Source organism: Spirochaetia bacterium 38H-sp (assembly GCA_039023545.1).
GTDB lineage: Bacteria > Spirochaetota > Spirochaetia > Winmispirales > Winmispiraceae > Rarispira > Rarispira pelagica.
Map to the genome: position 1 here is coordinate 402,876 of JBCHKQ010000002.1, position 26,598 is coordinate 429,473.

At 41.5% G+C, this 26,598-nt stretch carries 22 protein-coding genes; 17 read left to right on the top strand and 5 right to left on the bottom strand.

What is annotated here, in order from left to right; translation table 11 throughout:
* The first annotated feature begins 280 nt into the window (after positions 1 to 280).
* The 10 genes from WKV44_05700 to WKV44_05745 all read left to right on the top strand — a co-directional run bounded on the left by WKV44_05700 (position 281) and on the right by WKV44_05745 (position 9,237).
* A complete protein-coding gene (locus WKV44_05700) occupies positions 281 to 550 on the top strand; it encodes a hypothetical protein (protein MEM5948030.1) in 270 nt (89 codons plus the stop codon).
* A gap of 66 nt (positions 551 to 616) precedes the next feature.
* Positions 617 to 1,003 (top strand): hypothetical protein, encoded by a 387-nt coding sequence (locus tag WKV44_05705; protein MEM5948031.1) that lies wholly within the window; start codon positions 617 to 619, stop codon positions 1,001 to 1,003.
* Positions 1,004 to 1,151: 148 nt separating this feature from the next.
* Entirely contained in the window at positions 1,152 to 2,945 is a 1,794-nt protein-coding gene (locus WKV44_05710) for a phosphoglucomutase (protein ID MEM5948032.1), read from the top strand.
* A 94-nt stretch (positions 2,946 to 3,039) separates the two neighbouring features.
* Entirely contained in the window at positions 3,040 to 3,951 is a 912-nt protein-coding gene (locus WKV44_05715; GenBank protein ID MEM5948033.1) for a biotin--[acetyl-CoA-carboxylase] ligase, read from the top strand.
* Between the two features lie 49 nt (positions 3,952 to 4,000).
* On the top strand, positions 4,001 to 4,540 hold the full coding sequence (locus WKV44_05720; protein MEM5948034.1) for a biotin transporter BioY: 540 nt from the start codon (positions 4,001 to 4,003) through the stop codon (positions 4,538 to 4,540).
* A 1-nt stretch (position 4,541) separates the two neighbouring features.
* Positions 4,542 to 5,258 (top strand): ABC transporter ATP-binding protein, encoded by a 717-nt coding sequence (locus WKV44_05725; GenBank protein MEM5948035.1) that lies wholly within the window; start codon positions 4,542 to 4,544, stop codon positions 5,256 to 5,258.
* Positions 5,255 to 6,061 (top strand): energy-coupling factor transporter transmembrane component T, encoded by an 807-nt coding sequence (locus WKV44_05730; protein ID MEM5948036.1) that lies wholly within the window; start codon positions 5,255 to 5,257, stop codon positions 6,059 to 6,061. Before WKV44_05725 ends, WKV44_05730 begins: the two co-directional genes overlap by 4 nt.
* Before the next feature lie 259 nt (positions 6,062 to 6,320).
* Positions 6,321 to 7,433 (top strand): chorismate-binding protein, encoded by a 1,113-nt coding sequence (locus WKV44_05735; GenBank protein MEM5948037.1) that lies wholly within the window; start codon positions 6,321 to 6,323, stop codon positions 7,431 to 7,433.
* The gene (locus tag WKV44_05740; protein ID MEM5948038.1) at positions 7,355 to 8,047 is read left to right on the top strand and encodes an aminotransferase class IV; all 693 of its coding nucleotides are present in this window, start codon (positions 7,355 to 7,357) and stop codon (positions 8,045 to 8,047) included. The genes WKV44_05735 and WKV44_05740 overlap by 79 nt, the downstream gene beginning before the upstream one ends.
* Positions 8,048 to 8,292: 245 nt before the next feature.
* Complete coding sequence (locus tag WKV44_05745) at positions 8,293 to 9,237, top strand: SLAC1 anion channel family protein (GenBank protein ID MEM5948039.1); 945 nt, start codon at positions 8,293 to 8,295, stop codon at positions 9,235 to 9,237.
* A 167-nt stretch (positions 9,238 to 9,404) separates the two neighbouring features.
* On the opposite strand, the gene WKV44_05750 is transcribed toward WKV44_05745, so the two are convergent.
* Positions 9,405 to 11,045, bottom strand: coding sequence for a methyl-accepting chemotaxis protein (locus WKV44_05750; GenBank protein ID MEM5948040.1), 1,641 nt, complete (start codon positions 11,043 to 11,045; stop codon positions 9,405 to 9,407).
* A 210-nt stretch (positions 11,046 to 11,255) separates the two neighbouring features.
* Between WKV44_05750 and WKV44_05755 the strand changes: the two genes are divergently transcribed.
* Together WKV44_05755 and WKV44_05760 are read left to right on the top strand one after the other, a co-directional pair.
* Positions 11,256 to 11,795 (top strand): GNAT family N-acetyltransferase, encoded by a 540-nt coding sequence (locus tag WKV44_05755; protein MEM5948041.1) that lies wholly within the window; start codon positions 11,256 to 11,258, stop codon positions 11,793 to 11,795.
* Between the two features lie 120 nt (positions 11,796 to 11,915).
* Positions 11,916 to 13,484 (top strand): aldehyde dehydrogenase family protein, encoded by a 1,569-nt coding sequence (locus WKV44_05760; protein ID MEM5948042.1) that lies wholly within the window; start codon positions 11,916 to 11,918, stop codon positions 13,482 to 13,484.
* Between the two features lie 48 nt (positions 13,485 to 13,532).
* Here the strand turns inward: WKV44_05760 and WKV44_05765 are convergent, their stop codons facing one another.
* From WKV44_05765 to WKV44_05780, 4 genes are all read right to left on the bottom strand, one after another.
* A complete protein-coding gene (locus WKV44_05765) occupies positions 13,533 to 14,846 on the bottom strand; it encodes an endonuclease Q family protein (protein ID MEM5948043.1) in 1,314 nt (437 codons plus the stop codon).
* 155 nt (positions 14,847 to 15,001) lie between these two features.
* Positions 15,002 to 16,147, bottom strand: a complete 1,146-nt coding sequence (locus WKV44_05770; GenBank protein MEM5948044.1) for an HD domain-containing protein — start codon at positions 16,145 to 16,147, stop codon at positions 15,002 to 15,004.
* Positions 16,148 to 16,312: 165 nt separating this feature from the next.
* Entirely contained in the window at positions 16,313 to 16,987 is a 675-nt protein-coding gene (locus WKV44_05775; GenBank protein MEM5948045.1) for a DUF434 domain-containing protein, read from the bottom strand.
* 11 nt (positions 16,988 to 16,998) lie between these two features.
* Positions 16,999 to 17,364: a hypothetical protein gene (locus WKV44_05780; GenBank protein MEM5948046.1), complete on the bottom strand. Its 366-nt coding sequence runs from the start codon at positions 17,362 to 17,364 to the stop codon at positions 16,999 to 17,001.
* A gap of 257 nt (positions 17,365 to 17,621) precedes the next feature.
* Here WKV44_05780 and WKV44_05785 point away from each other — a divergent pair, with 257 nt between their 5' ends.
* The 5 genes from WKV44_05785 to WKV44_05805 all read left to right on the top strand — a co-directional run bounded on the left by WKV44_05785 (position 17,622) and on the right by WKV44_05805 (position 26,553).
* Positions 17,622 to 19,847, top strand: coding sequence for a hypothetical protein (locus WKV44_05785; protein MEM5948047.1), 2,226 nt, complete (start codon positions 17,622 to 17,624; stop codon positions 19,845 to 19,847).
* The gene (dinB, locus tag WKV44_05790) at positions 19,844 to 21,022 is read left to right on the top strand and encodes a DNA polymerase IV (GenBank protein MEM5948048.1); all 1,179 of its coding nucleotides are present in this window, start codon (positions 19,844 to 19,846) and stop codon (positions 21,020 to 21,022) included. Before WKV44_05785 ends, dinB begins: the two co-directional genes overlap by 4 nt.
* 30 nt (positions 21,023 to 21,052) lie before the next feature.
* On the top strand, positions 21,053 to 22,060 hold the full coding sequence (locus WKV44_05795; GenBank protein ID MEM5948049.1) for an AEC family transporter: 1,008 nt from the start codon (positions 21,053 to 21,055) through the stop codon (positions 22,058 to 22,060).
* Positions 22,061 to 22,637: 577 nt separating this feature from the next.
* A complete protein-coding gene (locus WKV44_05800; protein MEM5948050.1) occupies positions 22,638 to 25,109 on the top strand; it encodes a CoA-disulfide reductase in 2,472 nt (823 codons plus the stop codon).
* A gap of 214 nt (positions 25,110 to 25,323) precedes the next feature.
* Positions 25,324 to 26,553, top strand: coding sequence for an MFS transporter (locus WKV44_05805; protein MEM5948051.1), 1,230 nt, complete (start codon positions 25,324 to 25,326; stop codon positions 26,551 to 26,553).
* Positions 26,554 to 26,598: the final 45 nt, after the last annotated feature.

Genomic DNA, 26,598 nt, shown 5'->3' on the forward strand with positions numbered 1-26,598 from the left:
ATACATAGAAACATAAGAATATTTTTTTGATATTTTTGAGTTTTTTGATATTTTTTATAAGAAAAATACAAAAAAACATATTTTTTATTAAAAAAGTAAAAAAAATATTGAAAACAAAAAAAACAAAAGCTATATTCATAAAAAATCAAATCAAATGGAGGAACTATGAAAAAGCAAAAGTACTCATCGTACTGCTTCTTCTCACTCTCTTCCTTGTTTCCTGTATAACATTTAAACTTTCGGGGCACAGGTAACAAAGGAAATTCCCTCTTATGAGGTTGTGGGGGAATTTGACATCACAGTTAAAGTAAATGAGTTTCTTGGTAACTCGGGAGGCACAAACCTCTTAAACCTATCAGCAGATGCAATGGATACTGCTATCTACGATGCAATCCAGAGAGAAATACAGAAGTATACAGGTGATGCCGCAGTAAACGTGATAATAGAGTACAAAGCAGAATTTCTCGACCTTCTTCTTAACAATTTCACTTTTGGAATCTACGCTCCTGCAACAGCTCACGTAACAGGAACTATTGTAAAATACAAATAAAAAGACAGCCAGGGGAGAGTTTTCTCCCCTGTTTTTTTGACAATCTGCTATTTTTAAGAAAAACATATGAAGAATAAAAAAACATTGATTAATATTTTCTTTTTTTTCACTTTGCTTTTTATTTCCTGTGGTAATAATACACAGCAGATAGAAACTGCTTATAAAAAGCTTGTTATGGCTGCTCGTGCTGGTAACAGCAAATATCTACAGGAAAGACTGCCATTTCTGTCCGCTCTATCGAATAGTGAAAACCAGGAAATGGTTTCTTCTTTTATGCTTGCTCTCAAAAAAGATATTCCGTATAAAATAAAGTTTGAGTCAGAAGATATGGCAATTTTACAGAGAAACGATGGCTTTATACTGGTTTTTTCCAGGTCAGAAGACGGAAAATGGGTAGTTGCCAGTGATTTTACTATGAAAACAACAATAGATATAATCCCTGCAAAAAAATAATCTCAATTTTGCCGCAGGCAGGTGCAGGGGCTGACTCAATCTCCCTCTCTTCTTTACAGTCAGCCCTTGCACCGTTCGGTATAAAATACTATTGAAAAAATGTGACATATTAATCTATATTCTTATAAAATCGTAAAAAGGAGTTGGCGTGAGTATAATTGTTCCAAAAAAATCAGCGGTTCTTGACGCCATGGAGAGTTTTATCCTGTCCGTATCAGGCTGGCGCAAGGTTTTTGCAGCATCAGGATTGGAGAATGATCTTGCAGAGGATATAAGCCCTGAGGATATGGTTCTTGCCTTTTGCGCAGGAAGGGTTTTTGCAGATTTTTTTGCAACTCGTATGGAGGATGGGCGGTTTGTTGTACTGGGGCGTGACACAAGGCATACGGGCGATGCTATAGCAAGATGTGTTTTTGCGGGTTTTTTAGAGGCGGGTGTTGACTGCCGTTTTATCGGAATTACAGCAGCTCCTGAGATTATGGCTCTTTCTGCTGTGGCAGAAGATACTGGGGGTTTTGTCTATGTCTCCGCAAGCCATAATCCGCCAGGGCATAACGGTATTAAAGCCGGCTACAATGGCGGTGTTCTGGATGCAGAGGAAGCGAGCTCATTGATAGAAGATTTTAAAATCCTTGTAAACTCGCTTGAGGATAAGGATATCCAACATATCATAAGCTTGATAGATAAAACAGAGATTGTTAAGGATGAGGAGCTCAAAAACAGAGCAAAATCTTCTTATCTTGATTTTATATCTTCTGTGATATGCGGCTTTTTTTATAATAAGGACATGGATTCCTCTTTATCCGCTATCAAGTATGCACTGAGTAATATAAGGCCTTCTATAATAGGAGAACTCAACGGAAGTTCTCGAGCTCTTAGCATAGACAGGGACTTTCTAGAGAGCCTCGGATGTTCTGTGTTTATATATAACAATATTCCAGGTGATTTTGCCCATGATATTCTCCCAGAAGGAGAGTCTCTTGCTCTGTGTGCAGAGCTTGTCTCGGAGCAGGCTAAGAAAGAAAAAAAGGATGTTGTAGGCTATGTTCCTGACTGTGATGGAGACAGGGGGAATCTTGTGTTTGCAGATCAGGAGGGCAACGCAAGGATTCTGGATGCCCAGGAAGTCTTTGCGCTTGCTGTACTTGGTGAGCTGGCCTTTGCCAGTGTCGTTAATCCAGGCAAGCCTCTGGCTGTTGTTGCAAACGGGCCTACATCCATGAGGATAGAGGAGATTGCAGAGGCTTTTGATGCACAGGTCATACGGGTAGAAGTTGGAGAGGCTCATGTCACAGGTAAGGCTGTCGAGCTCATAAAGCAGGGGTATGTCGTGCCCATACTGGGAGAGGGCTCCAACGGGGGCAGCATTGTTCCTCCTGCCAGAGTCAGAGATCCGCTTGCAACAATAGGCTCAATCCTCAAGCTTATTGCACTAAGAGATGAGCCTTATGCCCTTTTTAAAAGATGGTGCAAAGCTAGAGGGATAAATTATAAAAAGGATTTTTCCCTGTCCGATGTTTTGGCTTCTCTTCCCGCATACACTACAAGTACCACAGGAGATAATGGCGCAAGTCTGAGGATAAATACAAAGGATATGAGCTCTCTCAAAGAACGTTATCAGAATATTTTTGCAGATGAGTGGGAACAAAGGAAAAATGAGCTCGCATCCATGGGAATATATTCTTATCACAGAGAAATATATCTTGCCGGCAACAGATATGTTGACAGTACTCTGCCATTCTCCTTACCCGGAGAAAAGGGCGGCTTTAAGATGATGCTCAAAGACAAGGAAGACAGACCTGTAGCCTTTATGTGGATGAGAAAGTCAGGTACAGAGCCTGTCTTTAGAATCCTCGTGGATGCAAAAGGCGACAACAGAAAGCTTGCAGAATATCTTTTTAACTGGCAGAGAAACCTGATAAAGAAAGCCGATTCTGCCTGACCTAAAGAGAAGCTCATAATAAGGTGCGGGATTCTATTTTTCCGCACCTCTCTTGTCAAGTTGGGAATTTCTATATATAACTGTTAACAAAGCCATGAAACAGGTTAACCTTACAAGAAAAAATATTTTGTCCGCATTAAGAGAAACATCTGATGCTGTATCGGGGCAACTTCTTGCAGAGAAGCTGGGGCTTTCTAGAGTAGCAGTTTGGAAGCATATAAACAGTCTGATAGAAAAGGGCTACGGTATAGAGAGCACTCCAAAGGGATACGTTCTGACAAACGACGGAGATTTTCTGTATCCATGGGAGTTTGATAGCAGGCTGTCCGTTTTTTGGCAACATAAGTGCAGCAGCACTATGGATATAGCAAGAAAGCTGGTAGAAGAAGAATCCGAGCATTATGACATAGTTATAAGCGACAAGCAGGATAAAGGCAGAGGAAGATACGGACACTCCTGGATTTATACGGACAAAAGCATAGCTACAACATTTATTTTAAAAAAATCCATAGCAATGCAGGATATATGGAAAGTGCTTTTTGCAGCATCACTTGCCGTGTCAGAAGAACTTGAGGTAGATGGTATAAAGACCAGCATACACTGGCCCAACGATATATATGCAGGAGACAAAAAGGTTGCAGGTATACTCATGGACATATCTGCAGAATACATGCTCGCCACCAATATAAGGATAGGGATAGGGATAAATACAGGCAAAAAACCCGATATAGATAATGCCACATCCGTAAAGATAAGAAGAAAACGTGCAGACTTTATATCTTGCGTATTCTTCAGACTTACGGAGCTTATAGAGGCTGATAAAAACAGCATTACAACAAAAGTAAAAAACAAAAGCGATATATGGGGAAAAGAAATAGAAGTACACAGTTTTGGAAAAAGGATACGAGGTATTGCAAAGGACATAGGCAAGAACGGAGAGCTTATACTAGAAAACAAAAACAAAGAACGCATAAACATATCCGATGGGATATGTACAATAGGGTAAATTTTTTACAGCATAGCCTGTAAAGTTTACATATAATTTTGGAGGAATTATGACAAAAGAACAGAAGAAGATTTTTGCTGTTGTAAGCATTGCTCTTTTTGCAGCTTTTACTGCAGTAGGTGCACAGATAGCAATTCCTATAGGACCTGTTCCCATTGTTCTTACCAATCTTTTTGTGCTGCTGGCAGGACTTGTCCTTGGACCTTATTTGGGAGCTGCATCCATTGCACTCTACATACTTGCGGGAGCAATAGGACTTCCTGTTTTTAGCGGAGCAAAGGGCGGTCTAGCTCATATTGCAGGTCCTACAGGAGGATATATAATAGGCTTCTTGCTTGCTGCTTTTATAGCTGGCCTAATAACAGGGAAAGAGAGAAATACGGTAAGAATGATAATCGCTGTTATCGCAGCAAGCCTTGTTATATATCTCATAGGCGTTCCCTGGCTTAAGTTTTCTCTGGGAAAGAATTGGGGCTGGGCTTTGGGAGCTGGAATGATACCCTTTTTAATAGGCGATGCAATAAAGGCTACTGCCAGTGTTCTTATCACTATAGGAATAAGACCTCTGCTTAAGGCTCAGAACATATAACATGATTACAATAAGGGGATTATGCCATTTTTTTCCAGATGGCACGCCGGGGCTTGACAATATAGAACTGGACATCACCAAGGGTGAGAAAACTTTGCTCGTAGGCAAAAACGGCTCCGGCAAAACCCTTCTTATGCGGCACATAGCAGGACTTATAGAACCACAAAAGGGAGAAATACTTATAGACGGACTGTCGCCGTACTCGGATACAAATGCCAGAAAAAAAGTGGGCATTGTTTTTCAGGATGCGGACTTACAGCTTGTAAGACACAGCGTATACGATGAGATTGCCTTTGGGCCAGAAAACATGGCACTGCCAAAATCAGAAATAAGGGACAGAGTAGAGAGAACAGTAAGTCTCCTGGGACTGGGACACATCATACAAAGACATCCCAGAAGTCTCTCTGGAGGAGAAAAAAGACGTGTCAGCATAGCCAGCGTGTTGGCAATGGAGCCGGAGTATCTCTTCCTTGACGAACCTTTTGCCAATCTTGACTGGCCCGGAATCCTATCTGTTTTGGATAGCATAGAATCGGTACATAAGACAGGCTGTACCATTGTGCTCATTTCCCATGATGTTTTGTGGATAAGAAAATTTGTAGATACCGTGGTACTTATGGACAAGGCAAAAGTCATTGCAAAATCCTCATTTGAGCAGATTGAAGACCTACTGAGAGAACACGGAGTTCTTCCCCCAAAAGACATGATAGGACTATGAAATCCTTAGCACTCTTTAACTACAACACTACTTCCAAGCTTCTTGCAATGCTGGATGCCAGAGGGAAATTCCTTATATTCCTATGGCTCAATCTAGCAAGCATGTTTGCTTCCTATACATTTCTTGCATTACTTTGTGCCTCCGCATTGTTGATTGCCAGGATAGAAGGCACAAAAGGGCTACTTCGGTCCATGCGCGGGATTATGTTTCTTGCCATCCTAGTACTGCTCGCAAGGAGCATAAGCTATGAAGGAAAAGAACTGATAAACCTATATGGTATAAAAATAAGCAGAGAGGGATTATTCTATGGCATTATTTTTGCCATAAGACTAGTACTTATGGTCATATGGGCTCATCTTCTCATATCTTCCACAAGAATCAACGAGCTGGAAGCAGCAATTGCCAGCATAACACGCCACATCCCCATAATGGGGAAATTTGCCAACCACATTGCAGGAGCCCTAAGCCTAATGCTGTCATTTTTGCCACTAATCACTTCAGAAGCCTCATCTATATCAGAATCGTTAAAAGCAAGACATCTCTATCCATCAAAGCATCCCATACGCTATATAGTCGCGCTAGGCTCCACACTGCTAGCCAACATGCTGATAAGAATTATTACTATGACAGAAGCCCTTTATGTACGCTTTTATAACTTTGACACAATGAGACAGCTGCCAGATAAAGAACACCTCAAACCCGCATTGGCGCTTACACTTATAGTCATTGCAAGCTTTCTGCTATTTATTGACCGCACAATACTAAGCCCTCACTTATCCGTTCTTCTAAGCTCTTTATTCTGAGTGACCTGCCATACCCTTCCCCAAAAAATTCAACTCCTTTATACCGAACGTCGGGAGCGCATCTATAAGGAAAAAAAGTAAGAAAAACACGCTCCCTCCTGTCTGCAGCACATATGAAACAAAAAAACAAAAGTCTCCCTTCCCTTCTTTCTTCGGCCGGAGGCAGTGCGGGGACGCAATGCGTCACCGCACGTTCGGTATAGAAATTGGAATGTATTTTTGCTTGAATATGCTCCATTATGCTGTTATCGTGTGCTTTGTGAAAGCTGTTTTTTACGATTACAGAACGGATAACTGGATTTTTTTATCATCACCTCTTATGTGCTTTTATGTATACAAAACAACAGAGATAGAAGAGATTCTGCGTGAGGTAGAAGATTATGTCCAGAAAGGCTATTTTGCCGCGGGTTATGTTGCCTATGAGGCTGCCAAGGCTTTTGACTCTGCCATGCACTGTCATAATTCTTATACAGAGATGCCACTAGCTGCTTTTTGTATTTTTTCTGAGATACACAGAGAAAATCTTGCAAAACCTGAAGCAGGTACGGGGGTTTTTGATGTTATATATGATATAGGACGCTCCCAGTATCTGGATGCTTTTAAACGGATAAAAGACTACATACAGCAGGGGGATACCTATCAGATTAACTACACCATGAGACTCAGTGGCAAAGTGCTGGGTAGTCCATACGGACTTTTTTGCAGGATTGTAAGCGATATGGGAAGGGCTGTGCCGCCTTATTGTGCTTTCTTTGATATGAAGGAGATGGCTGTATTGTCTTTTTCTCCTGAGCTTTTTTTTGAAAAGCACGGAGAAGTTCTTGTGTGTAAACCCATGAAGGGTACGCAAGAACGCTCGTATGATACCAAGACGGATATAGGGTTTGCAAAAAAACTGTATCTGTCACAAAAAGACCGAGCAGAAAATATCATGATTACGGATATGATAAGAAACGATATGGGAAGGATTGCGGATAAAGGCACTGTTACAGTTCCTGCTCTTTTTTCTATACAGGCTTTGCCTTATGCATACCAGATGATAAGTACTGTAAAGTGCAGAACAAGCGCTTCTTTCTACGAGATTTTGAAGGCAATGTTTCCATGTGCATCCATAACTGGAGCGCCCAAGATAAGATCGATGCAAATAATAGCAGAGCTAGAAAACAGTCCACGTGGGATATATACTGGTTCTATGTGCCTGCTTACACCGGATTATATACAGTGTAATGTTGCTATAAGGACAATGTCCATTATCGATAACCAATTTTTATACGGAACAGGAGGGGGAATAGTATGGGACTCGGATCCGGCATCAGAATATGGGGAAGCCCTGCTCAAGGCAAGCTTTCTGGAGCAATACCGCCTGGATTAGCTCTCATAGAAAGCCTTCTGTGGGAACCTCACAAAGGCGCTTATCTTAAAGAGCTACACGCAGAGCGGCTTATTTCAAGTGCAGAGCAACTTGGCTTTGACTTTGACAGAGAAGAGATTCTGCAAAAGATAATAAGCATAGTAGACAACATACAGGCCAGCCGTCCGCAAAAACTAAGAATTGTTATGAGCCAAAACGGAGAAATAAACACAGAAACCATCGATGCTCAATCAACAGCACCGACAGTACCGGTAAAACTGTTTCTCAGCAACAGACCTATCCCACAAGCCGAGTGGTGGCTGTACTTTAAAACCACTCATAGGCCATTTTACGAGCATCAGAAACGCATCCAGCAAAAAGAGCACCTTTTGTTTTACACCAAGGACGGATTTGTAACGGAGACAGACTTTGCAAACATCATAGTAGAAAAAGAAGACGGCACTCTAGTAAGTCCACCGGTAGAAACCGGACTTTTGCCAGGAACAATGCGCCAACATCTTCTGGAAACAGGCATCATCAGAGAAGAGGCCATAAAGCTCAAAGAGCTCAAAGGCAAACGCCTCTTTATATGCAACAGCGTAAGAAAGATTCTTCCTGCAGAGCTTACAGTATAAAGAATACAAAACATTGGGAACACAGCCAAAGTAGTAACTCCAGACTGTATCCTCTCCTGTCTTAGGCAGACATACAGCACAACACAGAATAGCCCACAGCAAAACACTTCCCTAGAGTCAAAAAATCAGTAATGCTTTATTTTTATATTCCCCGATACGTGGGAGATTTCTCCTGCTCTTCATAATACATGGACTATATATGAAAATATTAATATTATATCTTCAATTAAATATTGGAGGAAGCTATGAATAAAACAGAAAAGCTAAAACAGCTACCTGTATCCCTTTTTTCCATTATCATGGGGCTTGGAGGGTTTACAATTGTGCTGCAAAGGCTTAATCAGAGCGGTATATTAAAGCTAAATATTGGATTGTATCTATTATGGTTTACTGCTTTGATTTTTTCACTTATCTCTCTTATCTATCTTGCAAAACTGATAAAATATCCCAGAGTCGTGCAACAGGAGTTTGCCAATCCTATTGCGATAAACTTTTTTCCTTCTTTCTCAATAGCTATTCTGCTGCTGGCACTTGGTTTTGCTACAGTTAATCAGGAGATTTCAAAAATTCTGGCAATAATAGGCATTGTTCTCCATTTTTTATTTACGGTAAGGATTATTTCTGTATGGATGTTTCATGATAAGTTTGAGATTGTCCATATGAATCCTGCCTGGTTTATCCCCCCTGTAGGGAATATAATAATCCCCCTGCTGGGTAGTTCTTACCTTCCCACCCAATTGCTATGGTTTTTCTTTTCTGTCGGTATCTTCTTCTGGTTTATACTGCTGGTTATATTCTTTAACAGGATAATTTTTCATCATCCACTGCCTGACAAGCTTCTTCCCACTAAGTTTATCCTGATTGCTCCGCCTGCCGTGGGCTTTATAGCTTTTGCAGAACTAACAGGAACTTTGAACCCTTTTTCCTATATTCTTTATTATTTTTCTCTCTTCTGGGCAATTATTCTTTTTAGCAGTATCAGGTCTTTTCTGACTATAAAGTTTGAGCTGTCATGGTGGGCTTATTCTTTTCCTCTCGCAGCCATATCACTTGCTAGTCTGCTTATGACAAAGATGACCGGGGTTTTGTTTTTTAAATACTTGACGCTTGTATTTGCTGTAATACTAAGTGTTCTCATAGTGTATTTGGTTGTAAGAACAACAATAGCAATTGTAAAAAAGAAGATATAATCCGGATAGAAAGTTATATAACAGATAATGCCAAGACACTTTGCAAAATATCGACAGAAGTGCCTTGTTTTTTGCCACAGGCAGCAGGGGATGCAAGTGCATCCCCTGCGTTCGGTATAATGTATATAGTCTTACCTGATAAGGAGAATAAATACTGCAATACGCCCTTAGGCATGCTCTTTGGCAGGTGTACGTCTGTCCAACCTATCAAGTTTTTCTTTGAGGCTTGCAAAGGTGCGGGCGTTCTCTTCTCCTCGCGATTTAAGCTCGGACGAGGATGTGCGTATGTCCTGCTCAAGTGCAGAAAGTCCCTCTACCTCTTCTACAAGCAGTTTTACGGATTCTTCTATCTTTTTAAGGCTGTTTGCACTCTCTGATAAATCGCCATCCATCTTTTCTATGGCAGAATTAACCTCTCTGTTGATTGCAGAAAGGTTCTCCACAGCATGTTCTATAAGCTGATAGCCATTGAGAGACTCTGCCATTCCCTCAAGTATCTCAAGCAAAGCCACTCTGACTTTTTCTACCTTTTCCAGTATGAGAGAAAAAAGCTTCTGCATCTCCTCGCTGGAGGTAACGGACTCGGATATAAGCTGATTGCTCTCATGCAAAGTCTTTCTTATAATCTGTGCGTTGATGTTGCTTTCTTCCGCAAGCTTTCTTATCTCATCAGCAACAACCGCAAAGCCGCGGCCGGCATCGCCCGCATGAGCAGCCTCTATTGCCGCATTCATCGCAAGCAGGTTGGTACTCTCCGCAATCCCCTCTATAACGCCGACTATGTCCAGTATATTAGCAGAATTGGTATGAATCTTATGAAAATACTCTATAGCAGAGCCAAAGCGCTCAGCTCCCTCACGGGAAACCTTGATAAGCTCATTGACATCATCCTGCCTGGAACGTGCGGAGACACTGATTGCCTCCACCTGAGCCTTGAGCTGTTCAACCGTAGAAGAAGTCTCCGATACAGCCTCTGTCTGCTTCTGCATACTGTCAAAAACCTGATTGCGGGAAGCCCTAACAAGCTCCTCCGCCTTACCTGCATGAGCAGTATAAGCAGAAAAATCCGCTACAGAACGACTTATGGTATCTATACGGTCAGAAAGCTTCTGAGCAATACCAGCATTCTGCTCAGCATTACTTAGAAGATGCCTTCCTATATCAAGAGCAGAAGAAGCCTCATCTATAACCGCATGCAGACTCTGATACTGCCTCTCAGAATCCTCCGCCCTCTTCTGAATATTATGCAAAGCATCAAGCTGCACCTTAAAAATCTGAGCAGCAAAAACCCCCGTAAAAATCATAAGTATAAGAGATATAAGATACTCGCTCAAACCATCCGGCTGCCCCAAAGCTATAAGAGCAGGCCTGACCCGCAAAAAAAACTCAAGAGTCTGCACAAGCACAACATAAGAAATGACAACATAAACCTGCCAGAAAGCATAAGCAAGCATAGGCAGTACAACCAAAAAAGGGATAAGATAAGTAGACTGCACATAAACATCCGAGGGACAAGAAATATCCCTCAAAAGAAACAAGATAGCGGCAGCAATACCTACTACACTCATATTACCGCTGCTTACAGCCTTAAACCTGCCATGATACAGCATAAAAAGAAAAACAAAAAACAAAGCAGCAACAACGATCTCAGCCAGCCCCATAAGAACCGCACCACCTATAAACCTTACGGCAGCAATAATCAAAAACCCGATTCCCAGAAACAAATCCAGAAAAAAAAGCGACTTAGCTTTCTCCTTTTCTATTATGGAAGCATCACCATAAGCCCTGTCTAAAAAAGAATCAAACACCCTAAACCTCCCATTTATTTAAGCTCATTATATACAAAATGATAAATAGTTTCAAAACATTTTTATAAACCGAACGGCAAAATGCGCGCCATACAAAGAAAAACAGGCAGCACTGGCGCGCATCTGCCTGCCTGCGGCACAAAACAAAGAAAAACACAGTAGCAAAACAGAATAAACAGATATATACTGACAAAAGGCAAGGAGCATCAAATGCACTTTAAAAAAATGACAGGGAAAAACTGCTATCTCTCACCTATCAATCCGGAAGATGCAGAAAAATTTACAACATGGCTCAATGACCCGGAAGTAACTCGTTATCTCAAGACAGCTACACACATTATTTCTCTACATGGAGAAAAAGAATTTCTGCAAAACCTGGCAAAAGAACACGTCTATACAATAGTAGACATAAAAACGGACAATCCCATAGGCACCGTAGGATTGGCACAAATGGACCACATAAACAGAACAGCGGAGATTGGCATATTTATAGGAGATAAAAACTATTGGGGTAAAGGTTATGGCACAGAAGCAATGAGTCTCCTGCTGGATTACGCCTTTAAAACATTGGACCTATATTCCATATTTCTGAGAGTCTATGAGTATAACGAGAGAGCCATAAGAAGCTATAAAAAGATAGGCTTTAAGCAAATAGGCACAAGAAGGAAAGCCCTGAGACGAGACCTAAAAGTATACGACATAATATACATGGACATATTGTCAGAAGACTTTTATCACACAACACAATAAAAGAGAGTACCATGTCAAAGATAAAAGAATCCATAACACTGCTAACAAAAGCTGCCAGAGGATTTGGCAGCTGGGACTAGGGATAAACAATACCCTGGATCACTTTGTGGAGATAAGAAAATGACAGAAAAGACAGTATCAAAAAATCCATTTACAGGAGAACAGATAGCAGAGTTTGCTGTAACAAAAAAAGAAGAGCTTTTTTCTATCGTTGACAAGGCAAGGGAGGCACAGAAAAAATGGGAAAAAACTCCGATAAAACAGCGCATAAAAAGGATAAAAAAAATAAAAGACTATCTTGCTGCAAATGCTGATAAGATAGCAAAGCAAATTTCCAAGGAAAACGGCAAGACTCCTACGGAGGCACTTGCAACAGAAGTTCTCCCTGCATCAATAGCGGTCTCATATTACTGCAGAACAGCAAAAAGGTTTTTAAAGCCATACAGGCCGGCGGGTTCAAGCCTTCTGCTTTTTAACAAAAAAGCAGAGATAATATCTCAGCCTTACGGTGTAGTTGGCATAATATCCCCATGGAATTATCCTTTTTCTATCCCCTTTTCTGAGGTCATAATGGCTCTGCTTGCAGGCAATGCAGTAATTTTAAAAACAGCAAGCATATCACAGCTTGCCGGAAATATGATAAAAGAGGCTGTTGCAGTCGCAGGCTTGGAAGAGGGAATTTTTAACCTTGTCAATCTTCCGGGTAGGATAGCAGGAGATACCTTTATAGAAGCTGGCATAGACAAGCTGTTTTTTACCGGCTCTGTAGAGACAGGAAGATATCTTGCAAAAAAAGCAGGAGAAAAACTCTTGCCTATTTGCCTGGAACTGGGAGGAAACGACCCTGCTATTGTTTTGGAGGATGCCAATCTTGTACGTGCTGCGCGTGGTATTGCATGGGCTGCTTTTCAGAATGCGGGGCAGTCTTGCGGAGGCGTAGAGCGGGTATATGTGCAAAAATCCGTGTATGAGAGGTTTTTGTCTCTTATAACAACTTATCTCGATTCATTAAAATACTCTCTTGATGGCTCGGAAGATGCAGATCTCTCTGGTATGTGCACTATTGCTCAGGCAAAAAAGGTAGAAGAGCATATAAAGGATGCTGTAGAAAAGGGTGCCAGAATTTTTTATAAAAAGCTTCTGCCTAAGGAGATATCTTCCCATCCGCTTGCACTTCCCCCCCTTATTCTCACAGAGGTAAATCACAATATGCAAATTATGAGAGAAGAAAGCTTTGGTCCTGTGATAGGTGTTATGGCTTTTGAGAGTCACGATGAGGCACTTACTCTTGCAAACGACTCGTCTATGGGGCTTACTGCTTCCGTATGGACAGGCAGCAAAAAGTTTGCACGATATTTTGCAGAGAATCTTGAGGCTGGTGTTATCAGTATAAATGACCATCTTATGAGCCATGGTATGCCGGAGCTGTCCTGGGGCGGATGGAAGGACTCTGGTATAGGGTGGACACACGGTAGACTAGGTTTTGCGGAGTTTGTCAGGTTTAAGAATATTTGTGATGACAGGCTTGGAGAGCTTTCCTGTGAGTTGTGGTGGCCTCCGTATAGGGATGGGGTATATAGGGCTCTTCTTTCTGCTATAAAAGCGGTATATGGGAGGGGTTTTTTTGCACGTATTGGAGCGTGGCTCAGGGTGGCTAAGGCTTTTATAGGAATGTTGTTTAAAAGATAGTTTTGCCGGAGGCAGTGCGGGACACTTTTGTGTACCGCACGTTCGGTCTTATTTTTTCTTGAGTTTCATAAGTTCTACAGGGGAGAAGTCCAGGTGTGTGCGGGTTGTGTCTCCTCCGGGTATTATCTTACCGTATTCTCCGTCATATCCGGCACTTGAGTTTATTTTTCTGTTTCTGAGGTTTGCTATTGCTTTTGCCAGTTTTGGGTCGTGTTTTTCTATGTTTTCCAGAGGGAGTTTTATCAGGATGTTGTACTCGGCTCCAAGTGCCGCAAGGGTTGTGATGTATTTATGATTAACTGTTTTTGTGGCAACGCCGCGGCCTGTTATGTGAGATATGAGCTCAGGCAGAGGGATGAGTGAGGTATAGGGCGGGTGTTCCTCGGGGTTAAGGCTGTCTCTGTCTGCAAGCTGCGCAACGCGGTTTTGCACGCCTATTGTAAGTTTTTTGCCACAGACTGGGCAGAGGCCGTTGTGCTTGAGGGTTCCTACTGGAGTGAGCGATATGCCGCATTTTCTGTGGCCGTCATGGTGATATTTTCCTTCTTCTGGAAAGAATTCTATAGTGCCAAGAAAGCCTTTTTTTGTTTTTATCGCCTGTCGTATTGCAGGGAGGGATAAGTTGGTATCCAGAATGTTGGCTTCGCGCCCTATGTTTTTTGCAGAGTGGGCATCGGAATTGGATACGAGCGTAAAGGGGTCAAGAAAGCTACACAGCCAGTTCATGGGAGGGTCGGAGGAGAGTCCTGTCTCTACTGCATAGATATGAGGGGTCAAATCTCCGTAGCAGGCTTCTATGCTATTATAACCAGAGCGGGAACCAAGAACAGAGAACCATGGTGTCCAGATGTGAGCAGGGATAAAGAGTATGTCAAGGTCTGATTCTAGTGCAAGGGCAAGGAGTTCTCTGCTGCTAAGTCCAACTATGGGGCGTCCGTCGGATGTGATGTTTCCGCGTTTGCCAAGTTTTTTGGAAAACTCTTTTGCTTTCTCAAGAGAAGAAAAAATACAGAGATGATGCACTTTTCTTACTTTTTTACCGTCATCGGTTTCATGGCTGTAGATGGTGCTTATCTCCGCTGTTATTGCAAAGCGTGTAGGCTCAACACTGTCTATCCACGGTATACCGGCAAAGTCTTCCGGTATAGCAAAAAAAGATGGATTAAGCATGTAGAGTCCTTCTTCTGCAGGTATAAGCTGCTCTGCAAGCTCATCAAGCCATGCAGGATGAGTGGCATCGCCTGTGCCTACTACAGCTATGCCTTTGAGCCTTGCCCACAAATCAAGCTCAGACAGGGTGAGATATTTGCTTGTTCCTCTGGAAAAACGAGAATGTATGTGCAAATCCGCAAAATACTGCATATTTCCTCCCCCTGTCACAACAACAGGCTTATTGTTTTGTCAATAATAGCATAGAAGAAAAAAACATAACAGGCGGATATAAAATAAAGCATAGTTTATACAAAATCACTGCTACATAAGATTGGAGAAATAGAGAAGTATTAACTTAGATATGTTTATTCATCATCCCCATATATTCTCTCAAACAACATAGAAAACCTCCCAGGCATCATAATCTCCTGCGCGCTTCTTAGAGCAAAATCATCCGTCATGCCAGCAATATAGTCAAAAACAACCCAGTCCTCCTCTTCTCTCCTTGTATACACATCGCGCATCTTACCCACATAATCGCCAAACTGTCTGGCAAGCCTATTTTTCTCCGCAGCATATGCAGTAACGTCCCAGTTGTGTCTGGAAAAAAGCTCAGAGAGATAAGAGTGCAGAAGGTTGAGAATCCTCTCAAAATACTCGTGAAAAGCTGTGAGCTGCTCGCTTTTATAAATCTTTTTATAATTAAACCTTACAAGCTCCAGTGTAGCCTCGTAAACATCAGGAGAAAACCCTATAACCCCGTTATCCATAGAATAAGAAACAAGATCACGCACAAGAGTATCTATAATACTACTGTTGGAAGCCCCCAAGACCTCTCTCACAACACCTGGAATATCATCCTTCTTTATAATCTTAAGCAAAACAGCATCCTCGAGGTCTCTGCCCATATAGGCGATTTTATCGCTCATCCTGACAACACAGCCCTCCCAAGTAGAAGGATAAGAAGAAAGAGAATTAAACCTGGCAGGGTCTGTATCAGAAGTACGCGGTCTAATCTCCCTCTCAAAGCGCTCTCCACAATGCATGGCAATACCATCTCTTACAGCAAAACACAGGTTGAGCCCCTCACCGTAACCTGCAAGAGTATCCACAACCCTGAGACTGTACAACTCATGATGAAACTCCTTGCCTCTTGGCATCTTCTTTGCAAGAATACTCTCCCCAAGATGGCCAAATGGCGCATGCCCCAAGTCATGACCCACGCCAATTGCCCATGCAAGATCCGTATCAAGTCCCAGCGCCCTGCAAATAGTAACCGCGACAGTCGCAACATGCATAACATGCTCAATCCTCGTACAAATATGGTCATTCTCCGGAGAAAAAAATACCTGCGTCTTATGCTTGAGCCTTCTAAAAGGATAAGAATGTATAATCGCCGTAGCATCCCGAAAATAAGCACCGCGGGGATCCGTATCATCTGCATCACGCAGTCTAAGCCTGGACTTATAAAGCTCGTCACCAAAAGGATTATCAAAAAAAAGGTTATCCATAACAATAATTTACGCAATAAAGAAATAACAAGCAATAACAAAAACACATAATACCGAACGGAGGAACTGCGCCCTATAGAGAAAAGCAAGAAACAAAGCGCAGCTCCTCCTGCCTCCGGCAAATATCAGCACAAAATAAGCAGCAAAAAAAAATACTGGAGCACACTAGCTCATACACTCCCGCAAATCAGGAAACCATGGAGAAAAATTCTCCTGCAAAATCTCAGCAGCAAGGTCAGCTGCACAGGCAGCAGAAGAAAGAACAACAGAGTCGCTTGTTGCAACAACACCCTCATGTCTTTTTAACTCATAATCTGCACTATCCACAAGTACAGCCTCTGCATGAATCTTATAGCTTGAAAAAAGCCTATCCAATCTAACAGCAAGCTCCGCACTATGAGACACCGGCTTATCAAGGAATACGACTATCTCTCCTTGGATATGCTGCCTACAAAAATCACACAGAAGCTGTTCTGCTCTGTCAAGCATATCCTGTTTTTTTATGCTGCCATGTATCCCGCCTATATCCCTCACAAAGCTATCCGTAGATATAAAGACGGTTCTGCCGGTAAGATAGTTTACTATTGTCAGCAAAACATTGTACCCATCTATGATAAGCTTTCCGTTTATATCTTTTGCTGATATTTTCTTTTTTGCATTTTTTTCCGACTCATAAGAGGGCAAAACACCTCTATAGAGTATCATTCTCTGCTCTCGCGATAATCTGTACTTATTTCCTACAAGGCTGGCAACAGCCTTCTCAGGATAGCCCATATCAAGAAAAAGCCTGTAATCCTTTGCCGCTTGCAAGAAATCCTGCGTAAAAATTGACTCTCTCACAGGTTGTATCCTCAAAAATAAACAGCACAGAGTATTGTAAGACTTCCCAGTACCGTATAGTTTTTGTATTTGCTGCCGGATAGTATGCATGCATAATATGCGGTACAGCTTCCCGCCCAGGTCATAAGTAGGTCTGTAATATCCGGTTCTCCGTAGCCAAGCATATCCCACAGTTCTTTTGCCGCACCAGATGATATTCCCGCCCCAAGCGCAATCTCACGCAAAGGAAAATCGACCGATTCTGCAAGTGCTCCTACAATCCATGTTATGCCAGCTCCCATAAAAAAATGCTTCCCTTTGTCTGACATTTTATCCCAGGCGGAAATAGTTGTAGAGATAGAAATAAGCATGAGCATTGTCAAGGTTGCTTTTTTCATATCTGATATATACGAGGGTTTTTTATATACAGGGGTTTATCCTGTCGGGCTGTTTTTATCATACAGGGGGTGGCCGGTGTTGTCATTTTATCTTCCTTATCTTTGTTTATATTAGCCTCATTTGTGCTGTGCTGCAATCTTTTTCTTCTGCCAGAGGCAGTGACGTAACGCTGTGCGTTACGTCACGTTCGGTTTTTACATAAATAAAATGTGCAGGATAGATTGACGCATACTGATGCATGGCATATTCTGGTTGTATGACAAAAGAATGCTGGTTTTTATTGCTTGTTTTTCTGCTTTTTTTGTCTGTAACTGCGGTTTATTCCGATGAGATTCCTACAGACGACATCTACTCCGCTTTTTCTGCATATAGGGAAGCTTTTTCCAGTCTTTTTCCCAGAGAGGAGGGCTCAGGGGAGGAGAAGACGCTAAGAGAGCTTATCAAAGAAGAGTTGTATGAGTTAGGTATTCCTTATGCTGATATGCCTATAGATAATATAGAAGGGTTTCATACTTTCTCCAGGGATATTCTAGCTACAGTGGATACAAGGAGTCCTGTTACTGTATGTCTTGTTGTGCCAGTTAACACTTATAACGGGATGAAGACTGTAGAGTATCATTATGCTTCTATTGCTTTTGCACTTATTCTGCTGGATAGGATAAGTAGAAATCCGCCTATGAGTTATAATTTGGAGGTTCTTTTCTCTGGTGCAGAGTATTCTTCTCATGCTTTTGCAGGGACTTTTTCTTATATTAAGTCCTTACGGGACAGACAAAAGCGTGTGGTATTGTATCTGAGTATAGAAAATATAAGACAAAAGCCCAGGATTTATCATACCGGCGGAATAAGGAAGTCCCCGGCCTGGCTGGTAATGTCTGTACTGAGGTCAGCAGAGGCACGCAATATCGATATGGGGTTTTCTTCTTCCAGTATATATCAGATGTTGTCAATGATATACAAGGATGCTACTCCGTTTTCTTCTCTTCTTAGCAATTTGTATACCCAGGGGATTCCTGCAATAGCAATTGCAAACGATAAATCATCTCCTATCATAAAAGACGAGAGGCAGGCAGTAACTGATATTATGGCTATGCTGGAAGATAGTATAAAAAGAATCCCGACTGATTACAGCACAACATGGGAAAATCATTATCTGGTTGTAAAACTGCCTTATATGCAATATCTGGTTATAAGAGAGTATTATTATACACTGTTTATCTTTTTGAGTATAGTGCTTATTTCTGCCATTGCTTTTACACGATACAGGAGCATAAAGAGATATTTTAAGGCTTTGACAAGTTCTTATGGTACTCCGCTGGTTTTTGTGATACTCACTATCTTCCTTATGCTGGCAACCCTGCTTGACAGAAGTATTTTGGAATTTAAGGGATATGATAGACTGATAGAACTCAGACTTATCGATTTTGTTTTTTTAAAGCTGTCTGTAAGTATTTTTTTGTTTTCCTTATTTATATGGATAATACATATTATTCCCATACGCCTTGCAAAAAATACTCATTTTTATACTGCCAATGCTCTGCTTTTTCTTGCAATAGATATGGCAATATTTGGCAGTATTCTTCTCCCTCTTGCACTGTTTTTCTTATGGGCAATAGTATGTACCCTGTTATTTTCTTCTTCTAGAAATATTTTTCTCAGAGTCTTATTCTCTTTGTTGGCTCCCCTGTGGTTTATCAGGGCTTTTGCAATTATGCTCACAGAAGCAAGACAGCTTGCAAGATTGATAGTTATTCCAACCTTAAGTGGAGATCTTTTTCTTGCTTTTCTTCTACTTCCTTTTTTCCTGCTTCTTATGAGGCTTGATATCTACATACATAACAAGAGAAGGAGAAAGGGGCGTCTGCTTGTTGTGGTCATAAGCATAAGCCTTGTAGCCATAGTTGCTTTTTCTACAAGACTGCTTTTAACCCCCATATTTGCCAATAACATAAAACAGCCTGTGGATGTATACACTATATCATCGGATAATACTAATACTGCAAGTCTCAATATAGAAAGCCCTGCATATCTTCCGGATATGACCATAAAATATGCAAATATATATCGAGGGCTTAGTTCTGCAAGAATAAAAAAACTCTCGTTTCTTATCCCTCCGCCAAGAGAAGAAGTAATATCATATGATTACAGTATAAAAACCTTTTTGGGCAGAAAGATAATTAGGTTATATATCAACAGCAAGAGGCCAATAAAAAAGATAAAGATAGAAGTAACAGGAAGCGGCGATATCCCCATACTGGATTGTAATTTTCCATATATATCTACAGACAAGAATACTGCAATTATAAACATAGGCAAAAATCCTCCTCTTCCTCTGGAAATAATCCTAGGGATAAAAGAGTCAGATAGAGCAAGAATGGTTATACATACAACAACTGATGAGACTGCAATTCCCGTAGAAATAGATGCTGAAAATATAGAAATAAATAGATATGGCAAATATATAAAAACCCTTGACCTATGAAAAAGACTGTTTTTTTTCATGTGGATTTGGACTCTTTTTATGCCTCTGTAGAAAAGGTAGAAAATCCGTCTATATCTGGCAAACCTGTAATAGTAGGCGGACTTCCTCCTAAGCGTGGGGTGGTATCCGCCTGCTCGTATGAGGCAAGAGCCTACGGCATAAAATCAGGCATGCCCATAAGCCAGGCATACAGGTTATGTCCTCACGGTATATTTCTCCCAGTCAGAATGAATATATATGCAGAATATTCCAGAAAAATAATGGATATTCTCAAGGATTCTTGTCCCGAGGTGAGGCAGATATCAATAGACGAGGCAAGCCTGGATATGAGTGGTATGGAGCTTATAACGGGTAATCCAGAGAAAGCCGCAAGAGACATAAAAAATAAGATAAAAGAGATAACAGGGATAACAGCATCCATAGGGATTGCAGCCAACAGATATATGGCAAAGATTGCCTCAGATATGGACAAACCCGATGGACTTGTAATCATAGAAGAGGGAGCAGAAAAGGAAACAATAGCAAAAATCCCCATGGAAAAACTGTGGGGTATAGGAAAAAGTACGCTGGCTCTTCTGCATAAAAAGGGTATAGACAGTACTATCAAGCTGCAGAACTGTCCCTTAGCAAAGCTTATAAGTATAGCAGGCAATTCTTTGGGAAAATTTTTATACAGCATAGCAAGAGGAGAAGATCCCGGGATATATAGTACATATAGCAAAACAAAATCCGTAAGCAACGAGAGAACCTTTGATAAAGACATAAGCACGGAGGAAGAAGTGCAAAAAAGTCTGCTTAAGTTGTCAGAGATGGTGATGAAACGCCTCATAAAAGAAGGAGAAACAGGGAAAACAGTCCAGATAAAGATAAAATACAACGATTTTACTCTAACATCAGCACAAATTTCCCTGCCGGAGCCTATAAGATGTACAGAAGAACTATATCATACAGCTTTGTATCTTTTTACACAAAAATGGAACAAGATAAGTCCTATAAGGCTCATAGGAATAGGCGTATCCGGTGTGAAAAAAGAAAAAGACCTGTATCAACCTGCACTTTTTATGCAAAAAGAGGACAAAAAAAATAAGCTGGAAAAAGCAATAGTAGATCTGGAGATAAAAAAAGGCAAAAAAATCTTTACCAGAGCAAGACTGCTTGGAAAAGATGGCCTTTAGATAAAATAAAGAAGAGGAGAAAATACAATCATGGTATCCTTTTTATCTCTTTTTACCCCAATGATAAAAATATTTGTTCTTGTTGCAATGGGCTTCTTTTTAAAAAAGACAGAACAGTTTCCCCAAGATTTTTTTGATCAACTGAGCAAGCTGCTGGTGAGATTTTTTTTACCTATATACTTTTTTGCAAAATTTGCAAAAACAGACCTCAGCCTGTTAAAAGATGCATGGCTTTTTCCTGTTTCCGCAGCAATAATAGTGCTTGCCGCCATGGCAATAGCATTTGCCAGCTCCATTCTGATCCCGGCAAAAATACTGCCACGGGAAGAAAGAAAAGCATATATCGCCTTATCCGCTTTTGGCAACTCTGGATATCTGCCCATAACCAACTTGGAAATCCTAGCGACAATACCGCTTATCATGCAAAGCTTTGGCAAGGACCTGCCTGGCATATACATAGGTGCCTATCTCATAGGCTCAAGCACCCTACTTTGGACAGCAGGCTACAGTCTGATAACTAATACAAGGATAACCTCTGTAAAAAAACTCCTCACCCCTACAGTAAAAGGCATACTCCTCGGACTACTTATTCCCCTCACAGGCATACAACCAATAATACTCAGCAACAAACTGCCATTTCTCAGCATAATAGACACATTAGGGGACATGGGAGCTACAATAATGCCACTCATCCTAATCTGTCTGGGCGCAATGCTAGCTGGCATATCAGTCAACACTACAGAAGCAAAACGATACACAGGAATCGCACTTGCCATATCCGGCATAAGACTCATAGCCCTACCAATCCTCTTCTATGCAAGCTACTTTTTATTTCTCAAGACAACAGCCATAAGCAAACCCGCACTCTGGGTACTCTTCTTGGAAACACATACACCTACAGCCACCAACCTGTCAGTCATGGCCATGGGAGCAAACCAGCACCGGGACATAACCGGCATAACACTTTTTGTCGCATACATTGTATATCTATTTATATTTCCTATTTCTCTTTCTATTTTCCTGGGACTGGTTTTATAAAACATTTTTTATACCGAACGGTTTGACCGCAGAACAACAGGCAAGAGCCCCACAAAGCGGTCAAACCTGCCTGCCGGCAAAAAACAGAAGAAAATAAACCAGATAAGATTACAGATTATAATAAAATATAGATATAATGCATGGCAAGAAGGTTGAGCCTGCAAGTATGGGATATATGAGTGGGAAGTAAAATCCATAACGGAAAAGTACAGAAACGTATGTGGATAGCTGGATAGGCTTTAGATAGTGGCGGTCTGAGATTGGCAAAATATAAATTGCCATATCAGATGACACCAACCCCATGATGCTGACAGGACCAATGATTGACAGGCTGGAGAAAACAGGCAGAGAGTTTGAAGATGCTTGATTTATGCAGGCCCGGAAATAATCCGGGATTTTTTTTGCAAGTCTTCTCTGTGCCAAAGGCAGCACAGACCGCGCAGCGGGCTGTGCGTTCGATCTTATTATTTTTATAAAAATATATCAATATTGATATTGACCTATCTTGTCATTTCTCTTATACTATTTTATATATACAATTTTATCTATATTTATTTTTTTATATACGGAGGAAATAATGAAATACCTTATAATAGGTGGTGTTGCAGGCGGAGCCACTACTGCGGCACGTCTCAGAAGACTTGACGAGAAGGCTGAGATAATTCTTTTTGAAAGAGGCAAATATATTTCTTACGCTAATTGCGGACTGCCTTATTATATTGGCGGGACTATTTCTGACAGGGAGATGTTGTTTGTCCAAACTCCAGAGAGCTTTGGTACAATGTTCAATCTTGAGGTAAGGGTCGAGCAGGAGGTTACTGCTATTGACCGCGACAGCAAACAGGTTACTGTTCTTAACCACAGAACAGGAGAAGAGTATAAGGAATCTTATGATAAGCTTGTGCTGTCCCCTGGCGCAGAACCTATCAGACCTCCTATTCCTGGTATCAATGATGAGAGAATTTTTACACTAAGGTCAGTGGATGACACGGATACGATTTATGAGTTTATAGAGGAGAACAAGCCCAGACGTGCAGTAATTGTCGGAGCAGGTTTTATTGGGCTTGAGATGGCAGAAAACCTGCATCAGCGAGGGCTTAAGGTAACCATCGTGGAGCTTGCACCCCAGGTTATGAATGTGCTTGATTTTGAGATGGCTGCAGAGGTGCACCAGCATCTTAAGACCAAGAATGTTGCGTTCTTCCTAGGTGATGCTGTTACTGCTTTTACAAGAGAAGGTAATACGGTAAAGCTAAGTCTTAAAAGCGGCAGAACTATCAATGCAGATTTTGTTCTTCTGTCCATAGGCGTAAGGCCTGATACTACTCTCGCAAAACAGGCCAATCTTGAGATTGGAGAAAGAGGTGGGATCAAGGTAAATAAGTATCTACAGACAAGCGATCCAGATATCTATGCAGTTGGTGATGCCATAGAGTTTAGAAATCCAATAACAGGAAAGTCGGGTCCCACCTATCTTGCAGGGCCTGCAAACAAACAGGGAAGAATAGCTGCAAACAATATTGTGGAAGGCAACAAGTATGAATACAAGGGTGCAATTGCAACTGCTATAGCAAAGGTATTTGACCTTACTGTTGCATCCACAGGAATGCCAGAAAAGGTATTAAAGGCAGAAGATATCCCCTACCAATCAATAATCATACATCCTGGCTCTCATGCAGGATATTACCCCGGTGCAATGCCAATGACGCTCAAACTTGTCTTTTCACCAGCAGGCGGAAAGATACTTGGCGCTCAGATAGTAGGCTACGACGGTGTTGATAAGAGAATAGACACAATAGCAGCCCTACTTCAGAAGGGAGGAACTATATACGACCTCACAGAACTTGAGCATGCATATGCACCCCCCTTTTCGTCAGCAAAGGACCCCGTCAACATGGCAGGCTTTGTTGCACAGAACATACTGGAAGGCAAAAGCAGACACATTCAGTGGTATGATATTTTGGAAGCACCTATAGGAGAATACTTCCTTATAGACGTACGTACCCCAGAAGAAAACGCGCTGGGTACAATAGAAGGTTCTGTAAACATACCTGTGCAGGAGATAAGAAACAGGCTGGATGAAATACCACGTGACAAGAAAGTCGTACTCTTCTGCGGAGTTGGACTCAGAGCATACATAGCAGAAAGAATCCTGAGACAAAACGGCTACACAGAGATATACAACCTCTCCGGAGGATACAAAACCTTCATGCACATGACTCAGAAACAGAGCAATGAGGACATATTTGAAGGCGATGTGATAGAAAAAGACGACATACTCTATCAAAGAGGAACAGCACAACAACAGCAGGCAGTCTTTGAAAAACGCACTGTAGAAGTGGATTCTTGTGGCCTCCAGTGCCCTGGTCCCATTATGAGACTCAAAAAAGAGATAGAAAAACTATCTCCCGGAGACAGAATCGTACAAAAAGCAAGCGACCCAGGCTTTGCACGTGATGTGGAATCCTGGTGTAAGCTTACTGGGAACCTCCTTATAGGAGTTGAGACAGAAAAAGGCATAATCACCGCAACAATAGAGAAAGGCATACCACAGAATGCAGAAAACAGTCAGAGCGGTGGAGACGGTGCAACAATAATCTGCTTCTCCGATGCACTGGACAAAGCCCTTGCAGCCCTAGTACTTGCACAAGGCGCAGCAAGTGCAGGCAAAAAAACAACAATGTTCTTCACATTTTGGGGACTCAGCATACTCAAAAAACAGAAAAAACCCCGCGTAAAAAAAGACCTCATGGGACGCATGTTCTCATGGATGCTTCCTTCCCACAGCAAAAAGCTAGCACTATCCAAGATGAACTTTGGCGGCATAGGCGCAGGCATGATGCGCAGTAGAATGAAAAAGAAAAACGTAGAAGCTCTGGAAGAAATGCTGGACAACGCAATAAAAGCCGGCGTACGCATAGTAGCCTGCCAGATGTCCATGGACGTAATGGGCGTAACAAAAGAAGAACTCATAGACGGCGCAGAAATAGGCGGCGTAGCAACCTACATGGAAGCAGCCTCAAAAAGCAACGTAAACCTATTTATATAAAACCAATACAATTTATCACATAAAACAAAAAGAGCTCCAAAATGGAGCTCTTTTTTCTATCCTATACCGAACGACAAAACCGCACCTCATAAAGAACAAAACAAACACAGGTGCGGTTTTGTCTGCCCGCGGCAAATAAAAGAGAACCTGAAAAGCATATAAACAAAAAACTATATACTGGCAAAACATTATAAAACCTGCTATACTCCCGCCCATGTCAGAAAGAAAAGCGGTTTACAAAAGGCTTAAAACACTCCAATTTTTATACTTCTTCTCAAGCGGAAGCGCAACACCATTTTACAGCCTGTATCTCAGAGATATAATCACATATCAGGACGGAAGCCCTGCCTACCCTCTCATAGGACTAATAATATCCATAAACGGACTTATGGGACTCTTCTCAAGCCCCATAGCAGGATACATGGCAGACAAGCTAAAACTTACAGGAAAACTGATAAGCCTTTTTGCAGGGATAACAGCAATAGGCGCAGCACTCATGGCATCTCTTCCATTATTTAAAGCCGCACAAATACCGCTTATAACACTTACAGCTATTGGAGTATTTGCCAACATAATAATGGGACTTGCATCAAGACCAATAGTACCGCTGATAGACACCGAGACTATGGCTGCACTAAGAGAAGACCCTGACAGCGGAACACACGAGTTTGGCAATGCAAAATGGTTTTCATCCTTGGGATGGGCGACAGCACTAATAATATCAGGAACAATACTCCACTTTGCACCATACCTTTTTCTAGCACTGGCAACTCAGAGTGCAGCATATCTTATACTATCTCGCATAGCAATAAGAGGAGACAGACCCGCAAAACCAGGACCTGCACCAGACCTTGGAATATTGGCAAAAGACAGGCCTTTTCAGCTTCTTGTGACATTTATAATAATGATATCCATAGCGACCACAAGCTCCTACAGTTTTACAAGCTACATAATAGAAGCAGCAGGCGGAGGCTATCTGCTAATGGGCATTATACTAGGATTGGGCACCATAACAGAAATACCTCTCTATAGAAAAAGCAGCAAACTGTTAAAAAGATACGGCAACATACCCGTAATATCTATAGGAGTAAGCATACTGGCATTAAAGCTAATCGCCTTTGTGCTTATAATGCCCCTTGGGATACCAGTTCTATTATTCTTTATCCAGCTTCTTCACGGAATAGGATACAGCCTCTACAGTGCGGGAACAGTACACCTCATAGACCTGTTATCTCACCACAGTCTCAAAGCAACATATCAATCTCTGTATCAGTTCTCCTGGGCTGCAGGCTCCTTTCTGGGCTCGCTTTTTGCAGGCTTTGTCGTTGGCATAGGCGGTTCTCCCCTGCTAATGGGACTTGATGCAATGATAATGATTGTTGCAATCGGATTTGCCTTCTTTATAATGAAGCCAAGGATAAAAACGGCAATAGCAGAAAGGTAATAGAGATTTTCTACATTCTGGAGATAATTATCTTTTTTTTCTTGA